The following is a 22153-nucleotide window of genomic DNA, read 5'->3' as shown; positions in this document are numbered from 1 at the left end:
ATTTTTCAATTCATTGGACTATTTCACACGTTTCGCTTGGTATCCATCTAACCACTCCTTGAGCACCTTCAGATCGTGACCATACCCCGCTTTAATTTCATCAACCCAATCACCGATGTTCTCCCACCACGCTGGCAGCTCGGGTGATTGCGCTTTCTGCGCCACTTTTTGGATATGCTTCAACCCAATAGAGCCAGCCGCTCCTTTTATTTTGTGCGCCTCACTGGCAATACCGTCCTGATCTTTCGCCATCATGTTGCTGTCGAGGATCTTCAAGTAATCTGGCATCACCTGCTCGAACATCTCGATACTTTGATAGACAGGGTCCGCACCCACAATGTCGACATATGAGGTCAACATGTCGATGTCCAACAACGTTTCAAACAGGTCATTGCCCCGTGCTTTCTGACGTGGCTCTATAACCACGTTTTGCTCTACTGAGTGATTCTGCAGCGCCAAACGCTCAATCACGCCAATGACCGCAGCCACACTGATAGGCTTACTGATCGCATCATCCATGCCTTTGCGAATGTATTCTGTTTTGTCTTTGATCACGTTAGCTGTTAGCGCGACCAACGGTGGCAACTCAACACCACTTTCTCGAAGCTGTTTGGCAATGTCAAAGCCTGTCATATCTGGGAGTTGGATATCCAATAGCAAAAGATCAAAGTCGGCCGTTGGGAAGGTAGACAGCGCCTCATGACCACTCCTAGCGACAGTCACCGTATGGCCCAAGCTTTCCAGCAAGTTCACTGCCACCGTGATATTAAGCTCAATATCTTCAACCAACAAAATTTGCAGTGGCGTTTGCTCAGCAATCACGACATCCGTATTCACCGCTGATTCGCAAATAGGCACTGCTAAGGAAACAGTAAATGTGCTGCCCTCGCCAACCTCACTATCAACCGTGATATCTCCGCCCATCAAACGCGCCAATTTACGTGACACGGCCAGCCCAATGCCTGTGCCGACAGCATGCAAGTTGTCTTCACCTTGCTGCACTTGATAGTACATGGCGAAAATCTTGGAGACTTCCTCTTCAGGGATCCCTATCCCGCTATCTTCAATATCAAACTGAAGATAGGCGGTGTCATCTTCCACATCGCAACTCACAGTGACATTCACGGCGCCTTGCTTGGTGAATTTCACCGCATTACCCACCAAATTCCATAGAATTTGGCGTAATCGCGTGGCATCTACTTTGACCGAAGCTGGTAATGGCGTGAGTCTATCAAGGCTAAATCTCAGCCCTTTTTGCTCGGCCATCAAAGCACTGATGTTATCAATTTCCGAGACAAAATCAGGCAAGTCGACCGGCTCCGGCATCAGCGAAAGGCGGCTACGATCCGATTTATCTAAATCAATAATGTCGTTAAAAATGTTACCCAGCGTGATCGCACTGACATGAATGGTTCGCAAGTAGCCCAACTGCTCTTCAGAGAGTTTAGTGTCCAGCAGCATACGACTTAAACCAACAATACCGTTTAGCGGTGTGCGGAGCTCATGGCTAATGGTTGAAATAAAAGCGGTTTTGTCTTGGCTGGCTTTCTCAAGCGCATCTTGGTAGCGCTTACGCTCTGTGATTTCTCGGCCAAAGCCTACCAGCCCCAAACGACGACCATCACGGGCATAAAAAGGCAATTTACGCAGTTCGAAATAGGCTTTGCGACCATCTTTGTATTCCAACCACTGCTCATAAGTCAGTGGCACATTGTTATCGAACACTTGCTGATCGGTTTCAACGACCTTGCTCGCCACATCTTCGCTATAAACGTCCCAAGGTGTTAACCCAACCAGATCACTCTCACTCTTGCCAGTCAGCTCTTCCATTGCCTTATTGCAGCCAGAGAACGTGCCTTTTTCGTTTCGGTAGTAAATCAAATCTGGCGAGGCATCGATGAAGGAGCGCAGAAGTGCCGTCTGTTCGGCAAGTTCTACCTGTGCTTTCTCACGTTGGTAAACCTCATTTTCCAAATCAATCATCGCTTCTTCACGGGCTTCTTCAGCACGTTTACGTTCTTCTATTTCAAGATTGAGCTGGGTAATGTTGTCGGTGAGTTGGCGATTAAGCTCCATGTCACGAGAGCGCATTTCCTCGAGTTTAGACACGAGCTTGGTCAAGCGTTGACGCGACTCTTCTAACTGATCAACAACAACCGAAAGGAAGTAGACCGCCCAAGGCGTAATGAGCAGACCGAAAAAAACCGAGCGCACGATATCGGTGTCGTGAACGGTTCCTTGGAGAACGAGGGTGATCCCGACTTGAACGATAACGGCAAGTGCTACCAGCGCGAGTGCCAGCAACATACTGAAGCGAACAATGCCGAGTTTTACCAACAAGTCGACATAATATTGCGCTAAGAGTTTTATTTGCTTCATTGAACTTCCTGATCAACGTGAGTTGCAGCCATGATAGCCTTGAGCGTCAGGAAGAAAAAGGAAAAGGCGCGTCGATCTGCTCTTCAGAGCCTCACAGCAATGCGCCATGCTGTACATGCGTTATTGAACGGTTTCTATCTCTGACTTGGTTGCAGAGGCTATCTGATCGCGCCCCGCGTTTTTGGCTCGATATAAAGCTTTGTCAGCCATTGAGACCAGATCGCCATAGTCTTGCCCCGCTTGAGGTCGCAATGTCGCCACACCTTGACTCAACGTAAGGTTTTCCGACACCAAGGAGAATGCATGGGGTATGCCTGCCAGCGATAGCTCTTTTGCGATATTTTCCGCTACGACGCGCGCACCTTCTTCTGTCGTGCTAGGAAGTAAAATGGCAAACTCTTCTCCACCATAGCGGGCTACTGCATCAAGAGGACGACGGATAACAAACTGGAAGACTTCCGCTACTCGTCTTAATGCCTCATCGCCCTGTTGGTGGCCATAGTTATCATTGTAGGGTTTGAAGAAGTCGATATCACACAAGATCAGAGACAATGGTTCTTGCTCACGAATGTGTGACTGCCACATTTTCACGAGTTGCTCATCAAAACTGCGTCGGTTAGCCACCTTGGTTAAGCCATCAATAAAACTCAGCTCTTCCAGCTCCATAATGGCGTCAGCCAGTTCTTGCTGTGTGGCTTTACGTGCGGTGACGTCACGAGCAATGACCAATACACCAATCGTCTCGTCTGTCGGATCTCGGAACTGTGTTTTCGTCAACTCGTACCAGACCTGAGAACCATCACGCTTCATCACCAAGTCTTCATACTTGATGGTTTCACCATTTTCTAGCACCGGATAATCAATTTTTTGGTGTTGAGCTAAGATCTCCGGATCCATCAAATCCGCAGCACGTTCACCTTCAAGGTCATCATGCATTGCACCCATGGCTTCTGCAAACGCCGCATTACCACCGAGAAACTCATAGTCTTTGTTGTAAATACCAATCGGGTCAACACTGGCTTTGAAAATAGAAGTGAGCACATTGCTGTGTTTTTTCAGCTGCTGCTCCACTTCCTGACGCGCTTCAATCTCTTGCTCCATCACCTGCCGCATCATGTGCCAGTTGGTAACATCGTGACTGATGCTCAACGTACCATAGATACGATTGTTCGCATCACGCAGTACGGTTTGACTGGTTTCAAGCAGGCAGCTGTCCCCATTCGGGTTTGTGGTCCAGCTTTGTTGCGTTCGACGACCCTCTATTTCTTCGCGGGAGTTAAAGAACAGTCCTTCTTCTTCCCGGCCTTTCCAGAATCGATCAAACGAGACATTTGAACCCACAATATGACCTTTACGGTCTTGGAAGCACACTAACTCTGCCAGTGAGTTAATTACGCTGCGAAATATTTGGCTGTCATTATCAGCAAACGGTTCGCTGTAAACAGAATCAGACTCAGGTTCTAACGAGACAATCCAAGCACGCTGGCCATTGCACCAAACAGGCAACCCAGAAAAGCGAGCATTCCTTCGCACATGCTTGTCGGAAGAAGAACGAAAGTCAGGTGTCACTTCGATGAAAGGAAGCGGCCAACGTCTATTGGCCAACAGAGTGTCGATCGTTTTTCGTTCACGATCGCCATCAATGCGGAATGAATGATTGTGCTGAGAGATATTGAACAGGCGCACAAAACTGCGGTTTGCATAGAGAATGCTGCCGTCACTCTCGCTCACCATCGCTTTAGGAGAGTGAAGATTGGCCAAATAGGCTTGCCACGTTTTTGCCGACACCACGCGTCGACGGGAAACCCAGAACGAGCCTATAAAAAAAATCACCGATAGCATTAACAACGCTACAGGCATCCACTCACTCATTTATTCGTCCTTCGCCCATCATCCTTGAGGCAATATCCATGAAGCAACATCACTTTTTGAATTAACATCACGCTTCATCTTGCCACAGGGATACGCAAGAACACGAACTGGGCTTCTCTATTTTGCGAACAATTAAACACGTGTCACAATTTATTACACGATGTCGAATGCATCTCCCGTCAGGCTACCTTGTGCACCTTTAATAGTCAGGGCTCGAGCGATGCCGGTCATTGCCAACCAGCGATTTTCACACCATACAGGGGCGAGTAAGGTTGGTTTTCTCGCGCTGGCGGAGACACGGTGGTACACCACATTCGAGGGCGTACGCAGGATCATTTCAGACGCACTCTCTACATAGTCTTCCAAAGATATCGCCTGCAAACGGTCTGCACGCCACGCTTTAGCCATAATACTGCCCTCAACAATATGCAAAGGATGAAGCTTTATTCCATCAGTACCTGTTTCAATAACGCGATCAATAGTGTGAATGTGATCGCTTACCACGTCGCCAGGCAAGCCAACAATCAGATGCGTACACACATTCAAGCCTAATGCTCTAGCACGACGAGTGATCTTGTCATAGCAAGCAAAATCATGACCACGATTAATGCGCTGAAGCGTTTTATCATTCGCCGTTTGCAAACCCAGTTCCAGCCAAATCTCATAACCCTGATCTTTGTAACTGGCGAGAAGATCCAATACTGCATCCGGCACACAATCTGGTCGCGTTCCCACACAAAGACCCACAATATCAGCATGCTTTAGCGCTTCTTCGTACATGACTTTGAGCTTTTCGACTTCAGCATAAGTGCTGGTATATGCCTGAAAATAGGCGAGGTAGCGTTTTGCACGATCCACGCCTGCCGCGCGCTGGAGAAGCTGCTCCGACACGGACAACTGCTGAGCGCTCTCATCGGCAAATGAAGCGACATTACAAAAGGTGCAGCCGCCACGACCGATCGTACCATCACGATTAGGACAGCTAAAACCGCCGTGAAGCGTCAGCTTGTGAACTTTCTCGCCATACCTGCGCTGTAAATCCTGACCAAAGGTATTCACCAAATGATGAAGTTCCATCGTCGACCGCCTGTGTATTGGGTTAAATGAAGAGGAGTGGAAAAAAGCGCGCGATCCTATCACCTCTGTTCCAAGCAAAACCTCGATCAAATCAATGTAAGCTCAAACTTTTATCACATCAGTGAAAGTTAATTACATTTCATTTACACCTAGCATTGCGACATTTTTTGCCAAAAATATCAATATTCACATTACCCCTCAAATAGCGCTTTTCTATTCACATATTTCGAGGCTTTAGTCTTAGTGGTGCAATTGCAGAGCAATTGATTGGCAACTTTTTATGGTAATTAAATTTCTACATATGTAGGATAGCTACAGCTGCGTCTAAATTGTGAGCAATATAATTCGCGAAATATGGCACTTATCCAGTGACTTATTTGGCAATTCAGATGAAACGCAGCACAACTGCATAGGATTGCAGAACGGAGAAGGTTACTACTATTGAGTCAGTGACCGGGCTTGGGTGCCGCGAACAGACACATTTTGTCTGTTCAAACTTGGGACCCGCTCAGTCTGTGCCCGCAACAGGCACGGCAAGGGAAGACAAATGCTCCCGCTGCATTTGTGTCAACTGGAAGGACGAAAAATGACAGATTCAGTGCTACGCACAGAGGGGCTCTATGTGCCCGAAATGGAACACGATGCCTGTGGTATTGGCTTCGTAGCCCACTTGAAAAACAGAAAGTCCCACGGGATTGTCACTCAGGCACTTGATATGCTCGCCCGCATGGAACACCGTGGCGGTCAAGGCTGTGACCCATGTAGTGGTGACGGTGCCGGTATTCTTTTACAAAAACCTCACGAATTCTTACTCGAAGAAACCCGTAAGCTTGGCGTTCAATTGCCATCGGCTGACAAATACGGTGTAGGCGTGATGTTGTTCCCACGAGACGAAAACAAGCGTCAGCAATGCCGTGAAATCTTCGAGCGCAACGCAGCACGTCTAGATTTAGAAGTCATCGGTTACCGCGAATTGCCAACTGATAACTCCATGATTGGCGCAGACCCGCTCAGCACTGAGCCTCATTTCGAGCATGCATTTGTTACTGGTGGTGACCACCTTTCTCTCGACGCGCTCGAACGTAAGCTCTTTGTACTGCGTAACTACACAGTTCGCGTTTGCTTGGAAAGCGTCTCTAATATTGGCGACGATTTCTACATTAACTCTTTCTCTGCCAAGACACTGGTTTATAAAGGCCAGCTGACCACCGAGCAGGTGCCACAGTACTTCTTAGACTTACAAAACCCGTCTATGGTCACGGCACTGGCGTTGGTTCACTCACGCTTTTCAACCAACACCTTCCCAAGATGGCGTCTGGCACAGCCTTTCCGTAACATCGCTCACAATGGTGAAATTAACACCGTTCGCGGTAACTTGAACTGGATGAAAGCACGTGAAGCACTGCTGGAATCAAAACTGTTCAGTGACCAAGAGCTAAAAATGTTGCTGCCTATCTGCCAAGAAGGCGCATCAGACTCTGCTAACTTCGACATGGCGCTAGAACTGCTTACGCTTTCAGGTCGAAGCATGCCGCACGTCCTGATGATGATGGTGCCAGAAGCATGGCAAGAGAAGAAAGACATGGACCCTAAACTCCGTGCTTTCTATCAATTCCACGCCAACATCATGGAACCTTGGGATGGCCCAGCTTCACTATGTTTCACTGATGGCGTAAAAGTCGGTGCAACACTTGACCGTAATGGCCTGCGCCCAAGTCGCTACACCGTGACAAAAGATGATTATCTCATCATGGCATCCGAGTCAGGTGTGGTAGACATCGAACCAGAAAACATTCACTTCCGTGGTCGTCTACAACCAGGCCGCATCTTCGTTGCTGACTTAGAACAAGGCCGCATCATCTCTGATGAAGAAGTGAAGAATGAAATTGCTTCTGCTCAGCCTTACCAAGAGTGGGTTGAGAAGAACTTGCTGCATCTGGACAAGCTTCCAGAAGCAGGCACCAAGAACCACCAGCCTTCACCTGAGCGCCTATTGCATCATCAACAAGCGTTCGGCGTGACATCAGAGGAAGTGAATGAAATTCTTCTGCCAATGGCAAAAGATGGCAAAGAGCCGCTTGGTGCCATGGGCGCTGACTGGCCGTTAGCAGTTCTTTCACACCAATCTCAGCATCTCTCTAACTACTTTAAGCAGTTGTTTGCTCAGGTCACCAACCCGCCGATCGATCCGATCCGCGAGCGCATGGTTATGTCTTTGAAAACCTACTTGGGTAAAGACCAAAACCTGCTGATTGAAACCCCTGAACACTGCCGCAAAGTTGAACTGGAAACCCCAATACTGAGCAATGCAGAACTCGAAAAACTTCGTGCGATTGATAACGATCACCTCCAAGCAAAAACGCTCGATATCGTATTCCGCGCAAGCGGTGAACCGGGCAAGCTGGAACGCGCATTGAAACGTATCTGCCAATACGCTGAAGATGCTGTCAACGACGGTTACTCGATCATTTTGCTGACTGACCGTGCCGTGAACTCTAACCATGCAGCCATCCCTGCGATGCTCGCAGTTGGTGCTGTTCACCACCACCTGATCCGAAAAGGCTTGCGTGCAAAAGCCGACATCGTTATCGAAACGGGTGACGCGCGTGAAACCCATCACTTCGCCACACTCGTTGGCTATGGCGCGAATGCTGTTAACCCCTACCTGGTCTACGAAACTTTGGTCGATTTGCAGCGCACGAAGAAGCTCGATCCTGAAGCTGATGTGGACGTGTTGTTTGAGAACTACCGCAAGGCCATCAACGCTGGTTTGCTGAAAATCTTTTCGAAAATGGGTATCTCGACGCTACAGTCATACCATGGTGCTCAGATTTTCGAAGCGCTGGGTATCAGTAAAGCAGTGGTTGATAAGTACTTCACCGGTACGGTTTCTCGCATACAAGGCCTAAGCATTGATGACATCGCCAAAGAGACACTGGTACGTCATCGTGTCGGTTATCCAACGCGTGAAATCCCAGTTCAAATGCTAGATGTAGGGGGTGTTTATCAGTGGAAACAACGTGGTGAAAAACATCTGTTTAACCCTGAAACCATCCACTTGCTGCAAAATTCAACGCGCAACAAAGACATCAAACAGTTTAAAGAATACTGCCGCGCAGTTGATAGCCAAGGCGACAACGCAGCAACATTGCGTAGCCAATTCGACTTCGTGAAAAATCCAGCGGGCAGCATTCCTCTGGAAGAAGTCGAGCCGATTGAAAGCATCTTAAAACGCTTTGCAACTGGCGCTATGAGCTTTGGTTCTATTTCCCACGAAGCCCACTCTACGTTGGCTGTCGCGATGAACCGCATCGGCGCGAAATCGAACTCCGGTGAAGGCGGTGAAGACCCAATCCGTTTCGAGAAAAAAGAAAATGGTGACTGGGAACGTTCTGCCATTAAGCAAGTAGCATCCGGTCGCTTCGGTGTGACGTCGTACTACCTCACCAACGCCGCTGAGCTACAAATCAAAATGGCACAAGGCGCGAAGCCTGGCGAAGGTGGTCAGCTACCGGGGCACAAAGTTGATGATTGGATTGGTCGCACACGTCACTCAACCCCTGGGGTTGGCTTGATTTCGCCACCACCACACCATGACATTTACTCCATAGAAGACTTGGCGCAGCTGATCTACGATCTGAAAAACGCCAACCGCGAAGCACGTATTAACGTCAAGTTAGTATCAGAAGCCGGTGTCGGTACCATTGCATCAGGCGTTGCGAAAGCAAAAGCCGACGTCGTACTGATTGCAGGTTTTGATGGCGGTACAGGTGCATCACCACTGTCTTCGATCAAACACGCAGGTCTACCGTGGGAACTGGGTCTAGCGGAAACGCACCAAACGCTGCTCAAGAATGGTCTTCGTAACCGTATCGTCGTGCAATCTGATGGTCAGATGAAAACACCTCGCGACCTTGCCGTGGCAACCTTGCTTGGTGCTGAAGAATGGGGCGTCGCAACAGCAGCGCTGGTGGTTGAAGGTTGTATCATGATGCGTAAGTGTCACCTCAACACCTGTCCTGTTGGTATTGCAACCCAAGACAAAACGCTGCGTGAGCGCTTTGACGGTCGCGTAGAAGACATCGTGACCTTCTTCACTTACATGGCCGAAGGCTTGCGTGAAGTGATGGCAGAGCTTGGCTACCGCACCATTAACGAAATGGTTGGTCAGTCTCAGCACCTGAAAGTGCGCAGCGATGTAGGTCACTGGAAATACAAGAACCTTGATCTGAATGTGGTACTTCACAAAGAAGAGCCACGCGAAGGCGACGGCATGTACTGCCAACGTGAACAAAACCACAGCTTGGAAGCCGTTCTGGACCGCCGTTTGATTGAAGCCGCATCTAGCGCGCTTTATGAAGGGCGTAAGGTGGATACAGAGTTTGCTATCGTCAACACAGACCGTAGCGCAGGCACCATGCTCTCGAACGAAATTTCGAAGATTTACAAAGACCAAGGCTTGCCGCAACAAATGAACGTGAAGTTCAAAGGTTCAGCGGGCCAAAGCTTCGGCGCATTCCTTGCTAAAGGCGTGGCGTTCGAAGTGGAAGGTGATGCAAATGACTACTGGGGTAAAGGTCTATCAGGCGGCACATTGGTGCTATACCCAGATGCGAAGAGTGACATCATCGCAGAAGACAACATCATCGTGGGTAACGTCTGTTTCTACGGCGCGACCTCTGGTGAATCATTCATTCGCGGTGTTGCGGGCGAACGTTTCTGTGTGCGTAACTCAGGCGCAAAAGTGGTTGTCGAAGGTATCGGTGATCACGGCTGTGAATACATGACGGGCGGTGTTGCTGTCATTCTGGGTCAAACCGGTCGTAACTTTGCCGCAGGTATGAGTGGCGGTGTTGCTTATATCTGGGATCAGTTTGAGAACTTTGAGTCCAAGCTCAACCCTGAATTGGTTGATTTAGATCCGCTTGACGCTGAAGACATTGAATTGCTTAAAAAGATGATTGGTAAACACCACGCACTTACCAGCAGTTCAGTCGCTGAGACCTTCTTGTCTAACGTTGAAGAAAACCTCAAGCGCGTTGTTAAAGTCATGCCTCGTGATTACAAAGCAGTACTGGAACAACGTAAAGCGGAAGCCGAAAACAAGGAAGAAGTGGAGGCTGTAAATGGGTAAGCCAACAGGTTTTATGGAATTTGGCCGTGAATTACCGGCCAAGAAAGACCCCGCTGTTCGTATTCAAGACAATAAGGAATTTGTCCTGAACGAAGAGTTTGGTAAAAAAATTAATGAGCAATCAGCACGCTGTATGGATTGTGGTGTTCCGTTTTGTCATAACGGCTGCCCAATCGGTAACATCATTCCTGAGTTCAATGACGCGGTGTACCGCGACAGCTGGGAAGAAGCGTGGAACATCTTGAGCTCAACCAACAACTTCCCTGAATTCACAGGCCGGGTATGCCCCGCGCCTTGTGAAACATCGTGTGTGTTGGGCATTAACCAAGATCCGATTACGATTTGTAATATCGAAAAAACCATCGTTGAGACCGCGTACCGAGAAGGCTATGCCAAGCCGAAGATCCCAACATCTCGCACCGGCAAAAAAATCGCCATCATAGGTTCAGGTCCTGCAGGTTTGTCTGCAGCAGAGCAGTTGAACAGCGCAGGTCATAACGTGACAGTGTTTGAGCGCGACGAGAAAGTTGGTGGTCTGCTTCGTTTCGGTATCCCTGATTTCAAATTGGGCATGGACATCATTGATCGTAAGATCGATCTAATGGCCGAAGCAGGTGTTGAGTTCGTGGTTAACGCGCACGTGGGTGTCACTGTTAACGCACAACAAATTCGCCAAGATTTCGACGTGGTACTGCTAACGGGTGGCTCTACTGTCCCGCGTGACTTGCCTATTCCAGGTCGCGAACTCAAAGGTGTTCACTTCGCGATGGAGTTTCTCGGTCAGAACAACCGCCGTGCAAACGGAATGGATCTGAAAACCGAAGAAATCCACGCCAAAGGCAAGCATGTTGTCGTGATTGGTGGGGGTGATACCGGTTCTGACTGTGTCGGCACATCAAACCGCCATGGTGCGAAAAGCATCACTCAGGTTGAGATCATGCCGATCCCACCAGAGAAGCGCCCTGCCAATATGCCTTGGCCACAATACCCAATGATCATGCGTACCTCGACGTCTCACGAAGAAGGTTGTGATCGTCATTGGAACATCTTAACCAAAGAGTTTATCGGTGATGATGCTGGCAATGTAAAAGCCCTGCGAATCGCGGATATCGTGTGGAAAGATGCAGCGCCAGGTGAACGCCCAGGCTTTGAAGAAGTCGCAGGTTCTGAGCGAGTGATCCCCTGTGACCAAGCATTTCTAGCAATGGGCTTCTTACACCCAGAACCACATGGTGTATTGGCGCAACTTGATATTGCTATCGACGATCGTGGCAATGTGGCAACAAACGGTTACCAGACTAGCCAAAAAGGTGTATTTGCCGCTGGTGATATGCGTACAGGTCAGTCTCTGGTGGTACGTTGTATTAACGAAGGTCGCGAATGCGCCCGTGCAATCGATACTTATCTCATGGGTGATACGCATCTTGAGGCCAAAGCGGACTCCTTGATGCTCTCCGCATAATTATAAGTAAGTGTTATCTTCCAGTTTTGCCAGCCCCTGCGGCTGGCTTTTTTATTTCAGCCCGCCTTTCCCTTCAATGAATAAAATCCGACAACAACCGCTAATTACTCTCCGCCCTCGAACAAGTTAATCTCTGCGACAGAGTTAAAAAAACCACCATAAAATGCTACTTGCACCCCTAGAATTCGACATATATATCTGTTTACAAACAAGGTTAATGTCATGTGACGAAATTTGACCTAATCCTCATTAACCGATAAGTTGATCGGCCGGAATAAATAATGCCGAGTTCAATAACTCGGCCTAGATGCCAGGATGGCATCAAACTGCAGTCACTGCTTGGAGCAGTCGCAAGGGAGAATTGCAATGTCGCTGTATGATCCGATGCTGGAGAAAGACAACTGCGGCTTTGGCCTCATTGCCCACACTGAGGGCGAGGCAAGCCACAAACTTGTCCGAACCGCTATATCCGCACTTGACCGAATGACCCACCGCGGCGCGATTAACGCCGATGGGAAAACTGGCGATGGTTGCGGCTTATTACTTCAAAAGCCCGATTCCTTTTTTCGCGTTATCGCTGAAGAGAATAACTGGACCCTCAGTAAACTCTACGGCGTCGGCATGATTTTCCTGAGCAAAGATCCCGAAAAAGCCAAACAAGCAAAAGCGATCTTTGAACGTGAAATCGAAGCCGAAACCCTGTCAATTGTCGGTTGGCGCGAAGTACCAACCAATGCTGATGTGTTAGGTGAAATCGCCCTAAGCTCAGTTCCGACAATAGAACAAGTCTTCATCAATGGCCCTGCTGGCTGGCGTGCTCGTGACCTTGAGCGCCGTTTGTATATTGCGCGTCGTCGCGCTGAAAAAGCCCTTCAAGAAGACCCTGATTTTTATATCACGAGCCTCTCCACACGAACCATTGTCTACAAAGGCTTGTGTATGCCGGCGGATCTGCCGCGCTTTTATCTCGATCTCGCTGACTTACGTCTCGAATCTTCGATTTGTTTGTTCCACCAGCGCTTTTCCACCAACACCAAACCCAAATGGCCACTTGCACAGCCATTCCGCTATTTGGCGCACAATGGCGAAATCAACACCATTGAAGGCAACCGCCAATGGGCACGGGCCCGTGCTTACAAATTCAAATCGCCGTTGCTGCCCGATTTAGAGCAAGCTGCACCGTTTGTAAACGAAACAGGCTCAGACAGCTCAAGCCTTGATAACATGCTTGAAGTCTTTCTTGCTGGCGGCATGGATTTATTCCGCGCCATGCGCATGCTTGTGCCACCTGCGTGGCAAAACCACCCAGATATGGATGAAGATTTACGCGCATTTTATGACTTTAACTCCATGCACATGGAGCCATGGGATGGCCCTGCCGGCATCGTAATGTCAGACGGTCGATACGCAGCATGTAACCTTGACCGAAATGGCCTGCGCCCTGCACGCTATGTTGTCACCAAAGACAAGCTCATTACCTTGGCGTCTGAAGTCGGCATCTGGGATTACGCGCCTGACGAAGTCGCAGAGAAAGGTCGTGTCGGACCGGGCGAATTGCTGGTTATCGATACCTTTGAAGGTGAAGTATGGCACTCCGCCGATATTGATAACGACCTGAAAAGTCGCCACCCGTATAAAGCATGGCTCGATAAAAACGTTCGACGTCTTACCCCGTTTGAAGACATGGACCCGAGCACAAGAGACAGCCAACGCAGTATGGATGATGATGAGCTTCAGACTTATCAAAAACTGTATGGCGTGTCTGGTGAAGAACTCGACCAAGTGTTGCGCGTGCTCGGTGATATTGGCCAAGAAGCCACAGGCTCAATGGGTGATGACACCCCTATGGCCGTGCTCTCATCTAAAGCCCGAAATGTGGCGGATTACTTCCGTCAAAAATTCGCGCAGGTGACTAACCCACCGATCGATCCATTGCGTGAAAACCATGTCATGTCACTGGCAACCTCTATTGGTCGTGAGAAAAACGTTTTCTCTGAAACCGACGGTCATGCGCACCGCGTCTCTTTTAAAAGCCCTGTTCTGCTCTATTCGGACATGGTGCAATTGCTTGAACTGGACGATGAGTATTACCAAAACAGCATCATCGACATCAATTTCAACCCAGAAGAAAAAGATCTCAAGCAAGCCATTGTTGATATTTGTGACCAAGTAGAGCGCGTTGTTCGAGCTGGCACCGTGTTAATTGTCTTGTCAGATCGCGGCATCGCGAAAGATAAGCTCCCTATCCCTGCAGCCATGGCAGTCGGTGCTGTGCAGCAACGTTTGGTGAATGCGAATTTGCGTTGTGACGCCAACATTGTGGTCGAAACCGCATCCGCCCGTGACCCACACCAATTTGCCGTTTTGCTTGGCTTTGGCGCAACAGCGGTTTATCCGTACCTGGCTTATGAATCTATTGCCAAGATGGTCGACAACAAGGTCATCGCTAAAACCATCGCGGAAGCGACATTAAACTTCCGAAATGGCATCCAAAAAGGCCTGTTTAAGATCATGTCGAAGATGGGCATTTCGACGATCGCCTCGTATCGTTGTTCTCAGCTATTTGAAGCCGTAGGTTTGAACGACAATGTCGTGAACCTTTGTTTCAAAGGAGTGGCGAGTCGTATTCAAGGTGCGGATTTCGATGATTTCCAACAAGATTTGATCAACCTATCACGTCGCGCATGGCTCAAGCGTAAACCGCTCGAACTCGGTGGTTTGCTCAAGTATGTTCATGATGGCGAATACCACGCGTATAACCCAGATGTTGTGAACACGCTGCAATCTGCCGTGAAATCTGGTGAAAGTGTCGATTACAAGACCTATGCCGACACGGTTAACAGTCGCCCCGTTTCATCACTTCGCGATTTAATGCGCCTCAAGCCCGTTGAAAAACCAACCGCCCTTGAGCATGTTGAACCCGCCAGCGAACTGTTTAAACGCTTCGACTCGGCCGCCATGTCGATCGGTGCCTTGAGCCCTGAAGCGCACGAAGCCCTCGCAATTGCCATGAACCGACTTGGCGGTAATTCCAACTCAGGCGAAGGTGGCGAAGACCCGCGTCGTTTCAACTCTGAACGTAACTCGCGCATCAAACAAATTGCATCAGGTCGATTTGGCGTCACACCGCACTACCTGACCAACGCTGACGTGCTGCAAATCAAAGTGGCACAAGGCGCGAAACCAGGTGAAGGCGGACAACTACCGGGACACAAAGTCACCGCAGAAATTGCGCGCCTGCGCCACTCTGTGCAAGGCGTGACATTGATTTCACCGCCGCCACATCATGATATTTACTCAATCGAAGATTTAGCCCAGCTGATTTTCGACCTCAAACAAGTGAATCCTGATGCACTGGTGTCTGTGAAACTGGTATCTGAGCCCGGCGTGGGTACGATTGCCGTCGGCGTGGCGAAGGCCTACGCAGACCTCATCACTATTTCGGGTTATGACGGCGGCACAGGAGCAAGTCCACTGACTTCGGTGAAGTATGCCGGTAGCCCTTGGGAGCTTGGCCTTGCTGAAACGCAACAAGCACTGGTTGCTAACGGCCTTCGTCATAAGATTCGCCTTCAAGTCGATGGCGGATTGAAAACGGGTTTAGACATCATCAAAGCGACCATTCTGGGGGCAGAAAGCTTCGGCTTTGGTACTGCCCCCATGGTTGCGCTGGGCTGTAAATACTTACGTATTTGTCACTTGAACAACTGCGCTACAGGTGTTGCAACCCAAGATGACACATTGCGCCGCGACTATTTCAAAGGCTTGCCTGAGCAGGTCATGAATTTCTTCAAAGGTCTTGCCGAAGAAGTTCGCGAACTCATGGCGGAGCTTGGCGTAGAGAAACTCACGGATTTAATTGGTCGTACCGACTTGCTAGAAGCCGTTGATGGATTCACAGCCAAACAGCTCAAGCTGGATCTGAGCGGTATCCTTGAGAGCCCAACCCCAGTGGCAGGAAAAGATGTTTATTGGAGAGAGCCGAACCCTCCATTTGACAAAGGATTGCTGAACCAAACACTGATGGGCACCTTTGCCGATTCCATTGAAAAACGTCAGCCTGCGAGCACGTATCTCAATGTTAAAAATACCGACCGTTCTATTGGTGCGACCTTATCAGGCGCGATCGCTAAGCGTTACGGCAACCAAGGTATGGTGGCCACGCCACTCAATATCCAATTGCAAGGCACAGCCGGGCAATCCCTCGGTGTTTGGAATGCTGGTGGCGTCAATATTACGCTCACTGGTGATGCCAACGACTATGTGGGTAAGGGCATGGCTGGCGGAAAAATCGTTATCAAACCACCGGTTGGTTCGGCATTCCGTACTCACGAATCCACCATCATAGGCAATACCTGTTTGTACGGTGCGACGGGCGGCAAATTATTTGCAGCAGGAACAGCAGGTGAACGTTTTGCTGTGCGCAACTCTGGCTCATTGGCGGTTGTAGAAGGTGCTGGCGACAATGCGTGCGAATACATGACAGGCGGCATCGTGGCTATCCTTGGCCACTGCGGCGTCAACTTCGGTGCGGGCATGACAGGCGGCTTTGCGTATGTGCTGGATGAAACAGGCGATTTCACAGGGCGAGTCAACCCTGAGCTGGTGGAAGCCTTGTCACTCGACAAACTGCCTATTCATCAGGAACACCTCCGTGGTCTGATTGATCAACACCTTGAGCTGACAGGCTCGAGCCGCGCACAAGAAATTCTCGCGGACTTTGAACAATGGATCAGTAAATTCTATCTGGTGAAACCAACAGCAGCGGACGTACGTTCACTGCTGGGTCACCAAAGCCGAAGCGCAGCAGAGCTGCGTATTCAGGCGCAGTAACGGAGGACCTATGAGCCAGAACGTTTATCAATTTATCGACGTACAACGTATTGATCCACGCAAGAAGCCGATCAAAACACGTAAAACGCAGTTTGTTGAAATTTATGAGCCGTTTACCGGCAAGCAGGCATCAGCACAATCCGATCGCTGTTTGGATTGTGGTAACCCCTATTGTGAGTGGAAATGCCCGGTTCATAACTACATTCCCCAGTGGCTAAAGCTGGCGAATGAAGGACGCATTATTGAAGCAGTAGAGCTTTCGCACCAAACCAACAGCTTGCCTGAAGTGTGTGGCCGTGTTTGCCCGCAAGATCGTTTGTGTGAAGGGTCTTGCACCCTTAACAATGATTTTGGAGCCGTCACCATTGGCAATGTAGAAAAGTACATTACTGACAAAGCCTTCGAAATGGGCTGGAAGCCGGACATGTCTGGCGTGGAATGGACGGATAAGAAAGTGGCGATCATTGGGGCAGGCCCTGCGGGTCTTGCCTGTGCTGACGTACTGGTTCGCAATGGCGTAAAACCCGTTGTGTTTGACCGTTACCCAGAAATTGGTGGCTTGCTGACTTTTGGTATTCCTTCCTTCAAATTGGAAAAAGACATCATGCGCAATCGACAGCGCGTCTTTACCGAAATGGGCGTGGAATTCCAGCTCAATACCGAGGTGGGATCAGACGTGACGTTGGAAGCCCTGCTGAAAGATTATGACGCTGTCTTCCTTGGTGTTGGTACTTACAAGTCTATGCGTGCAGGCCTTGAGAACGAAGATGCACCGGGTGTTTACGATGCCTTGCCATTTTTGATCGCCAACACTTACCGTGTCATGAAGCTTGAAGGGGACGCCCCTGAGTTTATCGACATGGCTGGCAAACGCGTTGTGGTCTTAGGCGGTGGTGATACCGCGATGGACTGTGTTCGCACCTCTATTCGCCATGGCGCGAAAAACGTTGTGTGTGCGTACCGTCGTGACGAAGCCAATATGCCCGGCTCTCGCCGAGAAGTGAAAAATGCCAAAGAAGAAGGCGTGAACTTCATGTTTAACCTTCAGCCTCTTGGCCTTGAAGTAGATAGCAGCGGAAACGTCACAGGCGTCACTGTGGTCAAAACCCAGCTAGGCGAGCCTGATGAAGCGGGTCGTCGTCGCCCTGAGCCCGTCAAAGGCAGTGAACATGTTTTGCCTGCGGATGCCGTGATCATGGCTTTTGGTTTCCAACCGCATCAAATGGCATGGCTTGAACCGTTCGGCGTTGACTTAGACCAATGGGGACGTATTCAAGCACCAGAGCGCGGCGCGTTCGCGTATCAAACCACCAACGAGAAAATCTTCGCGGGCGGTGATGCGGTTCGAGGCTCAGATTTAGTGGTAACCGCCATTGATGAGGGCCGAAAAGCCGCTGAGGGCATTATGGATTACCTCAAGGTGTAAACCGCTTCGCCTACTTCAAACATCAAGAAATTAAGTGTCCGCAAGGGCACTTTTTTTTCGTCCGAAATTGCCGCCATGATACACTTATTTTCATTACTGCAAATCGTATGAGAGCTAACATGAAAATCGGTATTATCGGTGCCATGGAGCAGGAAGTTACCCTGCTAAAAAACAAAATTAGCAACTGCCAACTACAAGAAATCGCTGGCTGTAAATTCTACACCGGTGACATAAATGGTGTAGAAGTCGTTCTTCTGCAATCAGGTATTGGTAAAGTCGCGGCTGCGCTGGGCACGGCAGTGCTTCTTGATCGCTTCAAAGCAACCTTGGTGATCAACACGGGCTCTGCAGGTGGATTTGACTCAAGCCTAAACCTGGGTGATGTGGTTATCTCTACCGATGTGGCATACCACGATGCGGACGTGACCGCGTTTGGTTACACCATGGGGCAAATGGCAGGTCAACCTGCTACTTTCACCTCTGATGCCAAACTTATGGACATTGCTGAGCAAGCACTGGCCGCCATGAACCCTGCACCACATGCAGTTCGCGGTTTGATCTGTACAGGTGATGCCTTTGTTTGTACTGCAGATCGCCAAAACTACATTCGTGAACATTTCTCTTCCGTTGTTGCGGTAGAAATGGAAGCGGCAGCCATCGCACAGGCGTGTCACCAGTTCAAAGTCCCGTTTGTGGTAGTACGCGCAATCTCTGACGTGGCAGACAAAGAATCACCAATGACGTTTGAAGAGTTCCTGCCACTGGCAGCACAAAGCTCAAGCGCCATGGTAGAGAAAATGGTCGATCTGCTGAAAGCATAATGACCGAGCTCCCTACCCCGTTTGAAGCATTACTGGGATATTCCACCTTGCTCGCGATGTGGGGAGCGTTGCTATTGCACTGGTTTTTCCCCGTGCCAAGCGATTTCAATCCACTTTCTTTGTGGCGTCAGGTGGCAACAGCCATTGCCGACAAAGTGAACCACACGGAAGATCCCCCTTCACAGCAACGTTTAGCCGGTGGCCTATCACTTACCATTATGTGGCTAACACTCGCCATACTGCTCATTGCCTTACAGCAAATCGTCTGGGTACCTTGGCTATTTGACCTACTTTTGCTGTGGTTCTCACTGAGTTGGAGGCCCCTCGTCGATACCACGCTTAAACTTGAAGCGACCTTGCTGCGTCAAGACAAGCCTGCCGCACGAACCTTACTGTCTACATCGCTCAATCGTGACACTAAGTCACTCTCCCCTGTGGGCATTGCCAAGGCCGGATGTGAGCAATTACTGATTGGGTATTCTCGCGGTTTGATTGGCATCCTTTTTTGGTATGCCGTAGGCGGGGGCGTCGCCGCGTTTCTTTACACCTTAATTATTCAGCTCGCCCGCTGCTGGCCAACACGACGTGGCGATTTCGCACATTTTGGTCTGCCGACGTCTGCACTTCTCAGTGTTGTCGATGCTGTGCCATCAAGACTCTTTGCCCTACTCATTGCAATGGGTTATCGCTTTGAACCTGCTGTTCTTGCCATTAGAGAACAAGGCCGAAACTGGTCAGTGAATGGAGCAGGCTGGATACTGGCCGCATCAGGCGCCAAGTTCCAGCTCGCACTCGGTGGCCCTGCCATTTACGATGATGAAAAAATCTCGCGCCCGCGTATCGGCGGCGATATCGCTCCTTCACCGTTGCATTTGGCACTTCTCAATCAGCAGTTAAGGCAAAAAGCCCTGCTTTGGATTCTTATTCAAAGCTTCCTGATGTGGTTCGCTCACGGATTATTATGAAATATCTCCACCTTCTAGTTTTGCTTTGCATTCCCAATATGGTGCTTGCAGCGCCACTTCGCGTGATCAGTTTATCTCCGCACACCACAGAACTCGCCTTTGAAGCGGGCCTTGGAGATAATCTGATCGCGGTCAGCGCACATAGCGATTATCCGCCACAAGCACTGGCGTTGGAGCAAGTCGCCAACTTTCGCGGTATCAATATAGAGCGCGTTGTCACACTAAAGCCTGATCTTGTTTTGGCATGGAAAGGCGGCAATCCCGATCGAGAACTCGCAAAGCTAGAGCGCTTAGGTATTGAGGTGTTCTATTCCAACCCTCACTCTCTTTACGATGCCGCTGACAACATCGAAAAACTCGGGCAATGGTCCGCAGACCCATCAAAAGCCAAAGCCCGTGCGGATGCCGTTCGTCATGAATTGGCGACTATCGAAGCCGCGCAGCAGGGCAAACCTAACATCCCGTACTTTTATCGGCTCAGCGAATCCCCTTTGATGACAAACAATGGTGAACATTGGCCTCAGCCACTATTTTCATTGTGTGGCGGGGAAAACGTATTCGCCAATAGCGCAGCGCCCTATCCGCAAGTGAGCATGGAGCAGGTGATTGTCAGAAAGCCGCAAGCCATTTTTTACCCCTCAGCCAAAGCAATGCCATTGGGTGATTGGGAGAAGTGGGCAGATTTCATTCCCGCGGTCAAAAATAACGACATGTTTGCCATTAGCGGAGACTGGCTAAACCGTCCAACACCCCGGGCGCTCAAGGCGGTGAAACAGATTTGCGCGGCGTTTGATCAGGTAAGAGGCGATCTCGATCACTAATCCAAATTCTGGGTCGCTAGCCGCCGAAACATCGGATTGCTCGACAACGTATTTCACGTACAATCGCGCGCGTTTTAATGGAAAATTGCAATAAATTTCAGGTATCTCACTAAACGCGATACGCCTCTCTTTGGGAATGGAACTGCGCACCATGCTTTTATATATCTTGGACATGTTTGGAACTGCAGTGTTTGCGATTTCAGGTGTTTTACTGGCCAGTAAGCTGAGAATGGACCCATTCGGTGTGGTCGTACTCGCGATGGTTACCGCGATTGGCGGTGGTACCATTCGAGATATGGCGCTAGGTGCAACGCCTGTATTTTGGGTCAATGAACCAGAATACCTATGGATTATTCTGATCACCTGCATACTCTCTTTGCTGTTAATCCGCCATCCTAGGCGCCTCCCTTGGTATTTCTTGCCCGTTGCTGATGCCATCGGCCTCGCCGTGTTTGTGGCCATTGGCGTGGATAAAGCACTGAGCTACGGTGCTTCACCTTTGGTTGCAGTCATTATGGGCGTGATCACTGGCTGCGGCGGCGGCATTATCCGCGATGTATTAGCAAGAGAAGTGCCCATGGTGTTACGAACAGAAGTGTACGCAACCGCATGTATTGCGGGAGGAGTGATACATACTCTTGCGCTGGCTGCCAACGCTGACTTTGAAGTCGCGTCCGTCTCGGGCATGATCACCACACTGTTGATCCGTCTTGCTGCGATTCGCTGGCATCTATCACTGCCCACTTTTGCCACCGGAAAGTAAGCTTCTAGCGTCCACTCAATCACAAAGAAACGCACGTTACTCAACGTGCGTTTTTTTATGCCGCCTTAAACTAAGTAAGCAAAAAGCTTTACTTAATAAATCCACCACCTATTATATAAACAAATAGATTTACTTAGTAAGACATAGGAGCCCGCCATGAACAGTTATGTTGAACACGCCAACATCACCGTCAATAACCTCACCAACACCATCGCTTTCTTACAAACCGCCATGCCTGATTTCAAGGTGCGTGGAGAAGGAAGAAATGAACATTATGGTTGGTGCCATCTGGGCACTGACACCTCATATATTGCGTTGCAAGAGGTCGTCATTGATAAGCCCGTAGACCGCGTGCCTTACCGTCAGTTAGGGGTTAATCACATCGGATTCGTCGTCGACGATGTCACTCTCGTGGCGGAAAAGTTAAAGGCGGCAGGTTTTGAAGAGATATCATTTGAAGAAAGTCATCCCAGTCGAAAGCGCGCGTATTTCTTCGATACTGATGGCATTGAATGGGAATTCATTGAATATCTAACTGATGCAATGGATAGCCGAAACGACTACGTGTTGTAACCACTCGATTTGTATTAACTCGGTGTA

12 protein-coding genes are annotated in these 22153 nt (G+C 49.5%); 9 read left to right on the top strand and 3 right to left on the bottom strand.

Annotated features, from left to right (window positions below; all coding sequences use genetic code 11):
- Nucleotides 1–18 precede the first annotated feature (18 nt).
- From arcB to AB8599_RS02270, 3 genes are all read right to left on the bottom strand, one after another.
- A complete protein-coding gene (arcB, locus tag AB8599_RS02280; protein WP_407332199.1) occupies nucleotides 19–2379 on the bottom strand; it encodes an aerobic respiration two-component sensor histidine kinase ArcB in 2361 nt (786 codons plus the stop codon).
- 120 nt (nucleotides 2380–2499) lie between these two features.
- Nucleotides 2500–4251, bottom strand: a complete 1752-nt coding sequence (locus AB8599_RS02275) for a diguanylate cyclase domain-containing protein (protein WP_407332198.1) — start codon at nucleotides 4249–4251, stop codon at nucleotides 2500–2502.
- 153 nt (nucleotides 4252–4404) lie between these two features.
- On the bottom strand, nucleotides 4405–5328 hold the full coding sequence (locus AB8599_RS02270; RefSeq protein WP_407332197.1) for a TIGR01212 family radical SAM protein: 924 nt from the start codon (nucleotides 5326–5328) through the stop codon (nucleotides 4405–4407).
- Between the two features lie 586 nt (nucleotides 5329–5914).
- Between AB8599_RS02270 and gltB (AB8599_RS02265) the strand changes: the two genes are divergently transcribed.
- From gltB (AB8599_RS02265) to AB8599_RS02225, 9 genes are all read left to right on the top strand, one after another.
- Nucleotides 5915–10462, top strand: a complete 4548-nt coding sequence (gene gltB / locus AB8599_RS02265; RefSeq protein ID WP_407332196.1) for a glutamate synthase large subunit — start codon at nucleotides 5915–5917, stop codon at nucleotides 10460–10462.
- Complete coding sequence (locus tag AB8599_RS02260) at nucleotides 10455–11924, top strand: glutamate synthase subunit beta (RefSeq protein ID WP_407332195.1); 1470 nt, start codon at nucleotides 10455–10457, stop codon at nucleotides 11922–11924. The genes gltB (AB8599_RS02265) and AB8599_RS02260 overlap by 8 nt, the downstream gene beginning before the upstream one ends.
- A gap of 366 nt (nucleotides 11925–12290) precedes the next feature.
- Nucleotides 12291–16757, top strand: a complete 4467-nt coding sequence (gene gltB / locus AB8599_RS02255; RefSeq protein ID WP_407332194.1) for a glutamate synthase large subunit — start codon at nucleotides 12291–12293, stop codon at nucleotides 16755–16757.
- 10 nt (nucleotides 16758–16767) lie between these two features.
- Nucleotides 16768–18183, top strand: a complete 1416-nt coding sequence (locus AB8599_RS02250; protein ID WP_407332193.1) for an FAD-dependent oxidoreductase — start codon at nucleotides 16768–16770, stop codon at nucleotides 18181–18183.
- Nucleotides 18184–18302: 119 nt separating this feature from the next.
- The gene (gene mtnN, locus AB8599_RS02245; RefSeq protein ID WP_407332192.1) at nucleotides 18303–19004 is read left to right on the top strand and encodes a 5'-methylthioadenosine/S-adenosylhomocysteine nucleosidase; all 702 of its coding nucleotides are present in this window, start codon (nucleotides 18303–18305) and stop codon (nucleotides 19002–19004) included.
- Entirely contained in the window at nucleotides 19004–19969 is a 966-nt protein-coding gene (locus tag AB8599_RS02240; RefSeq protein WP_407332191.1) for a cobalamin biosynthesis family protein, read from the top strand. Before mtnN ends, AB8599_RS02240 begins: the two co-directional genes overlap by 1 nt.
- Nucleotides 19966–20790 (top strand): vitamin B12 ABC transporter substrate-binding protein BtuF, encoded by an 825-nt coding sequence (gene btuF / locus AB8599_RS02235; protein ID WP_407332190.1) that lies wholly within the window; start codon nucleotides 19966–19968, stop codon nucleotides 20788–20790. The genes AB8599_RS02240 and btuF overlap by 4 nt, the downstream gene beginning before the upstream one ends.
- 151 nt (nucleotides 20791–20941) lie before the next feature.
- Nucleotides 20942–21553, top strand: coding sequence for a TRIC cation channel family protein (locus AB8599_RS02230; RefSeq protein WP_407332189.1), 612 nt, complete (start codon nucleotides 20942–20944; stop codon nucleotides 21551–21553).
- Nucleotides 21554–21709: 156 nt separating this feature from the next.
- Nucleotides 21710–22126 (top strand): VOC family protein, encoded by a 417-nt coding sequence (locus AB8599_RS02225; protein ID WP_407332188.1) that lies wholly within the window; start codon nucleotides 21710–21712, stop codon nucleotides 22124–22126.
- Nucleotides 22127–22153: the final 27 nt, after the last annotated feature.

The sequence above is a fragment of the Enterovibrio litoreus genome (assembly GCF_045679545.1).
Taxonomy (GTDB): Bacteria; Pseudomonadota; Gammaproteobacteria; order Enterobacterales; family Vibrionaceae; genus Enterovibrio.
This window is presented reverse-complemented; position numbering and strand designations above follow the sequence as displayed.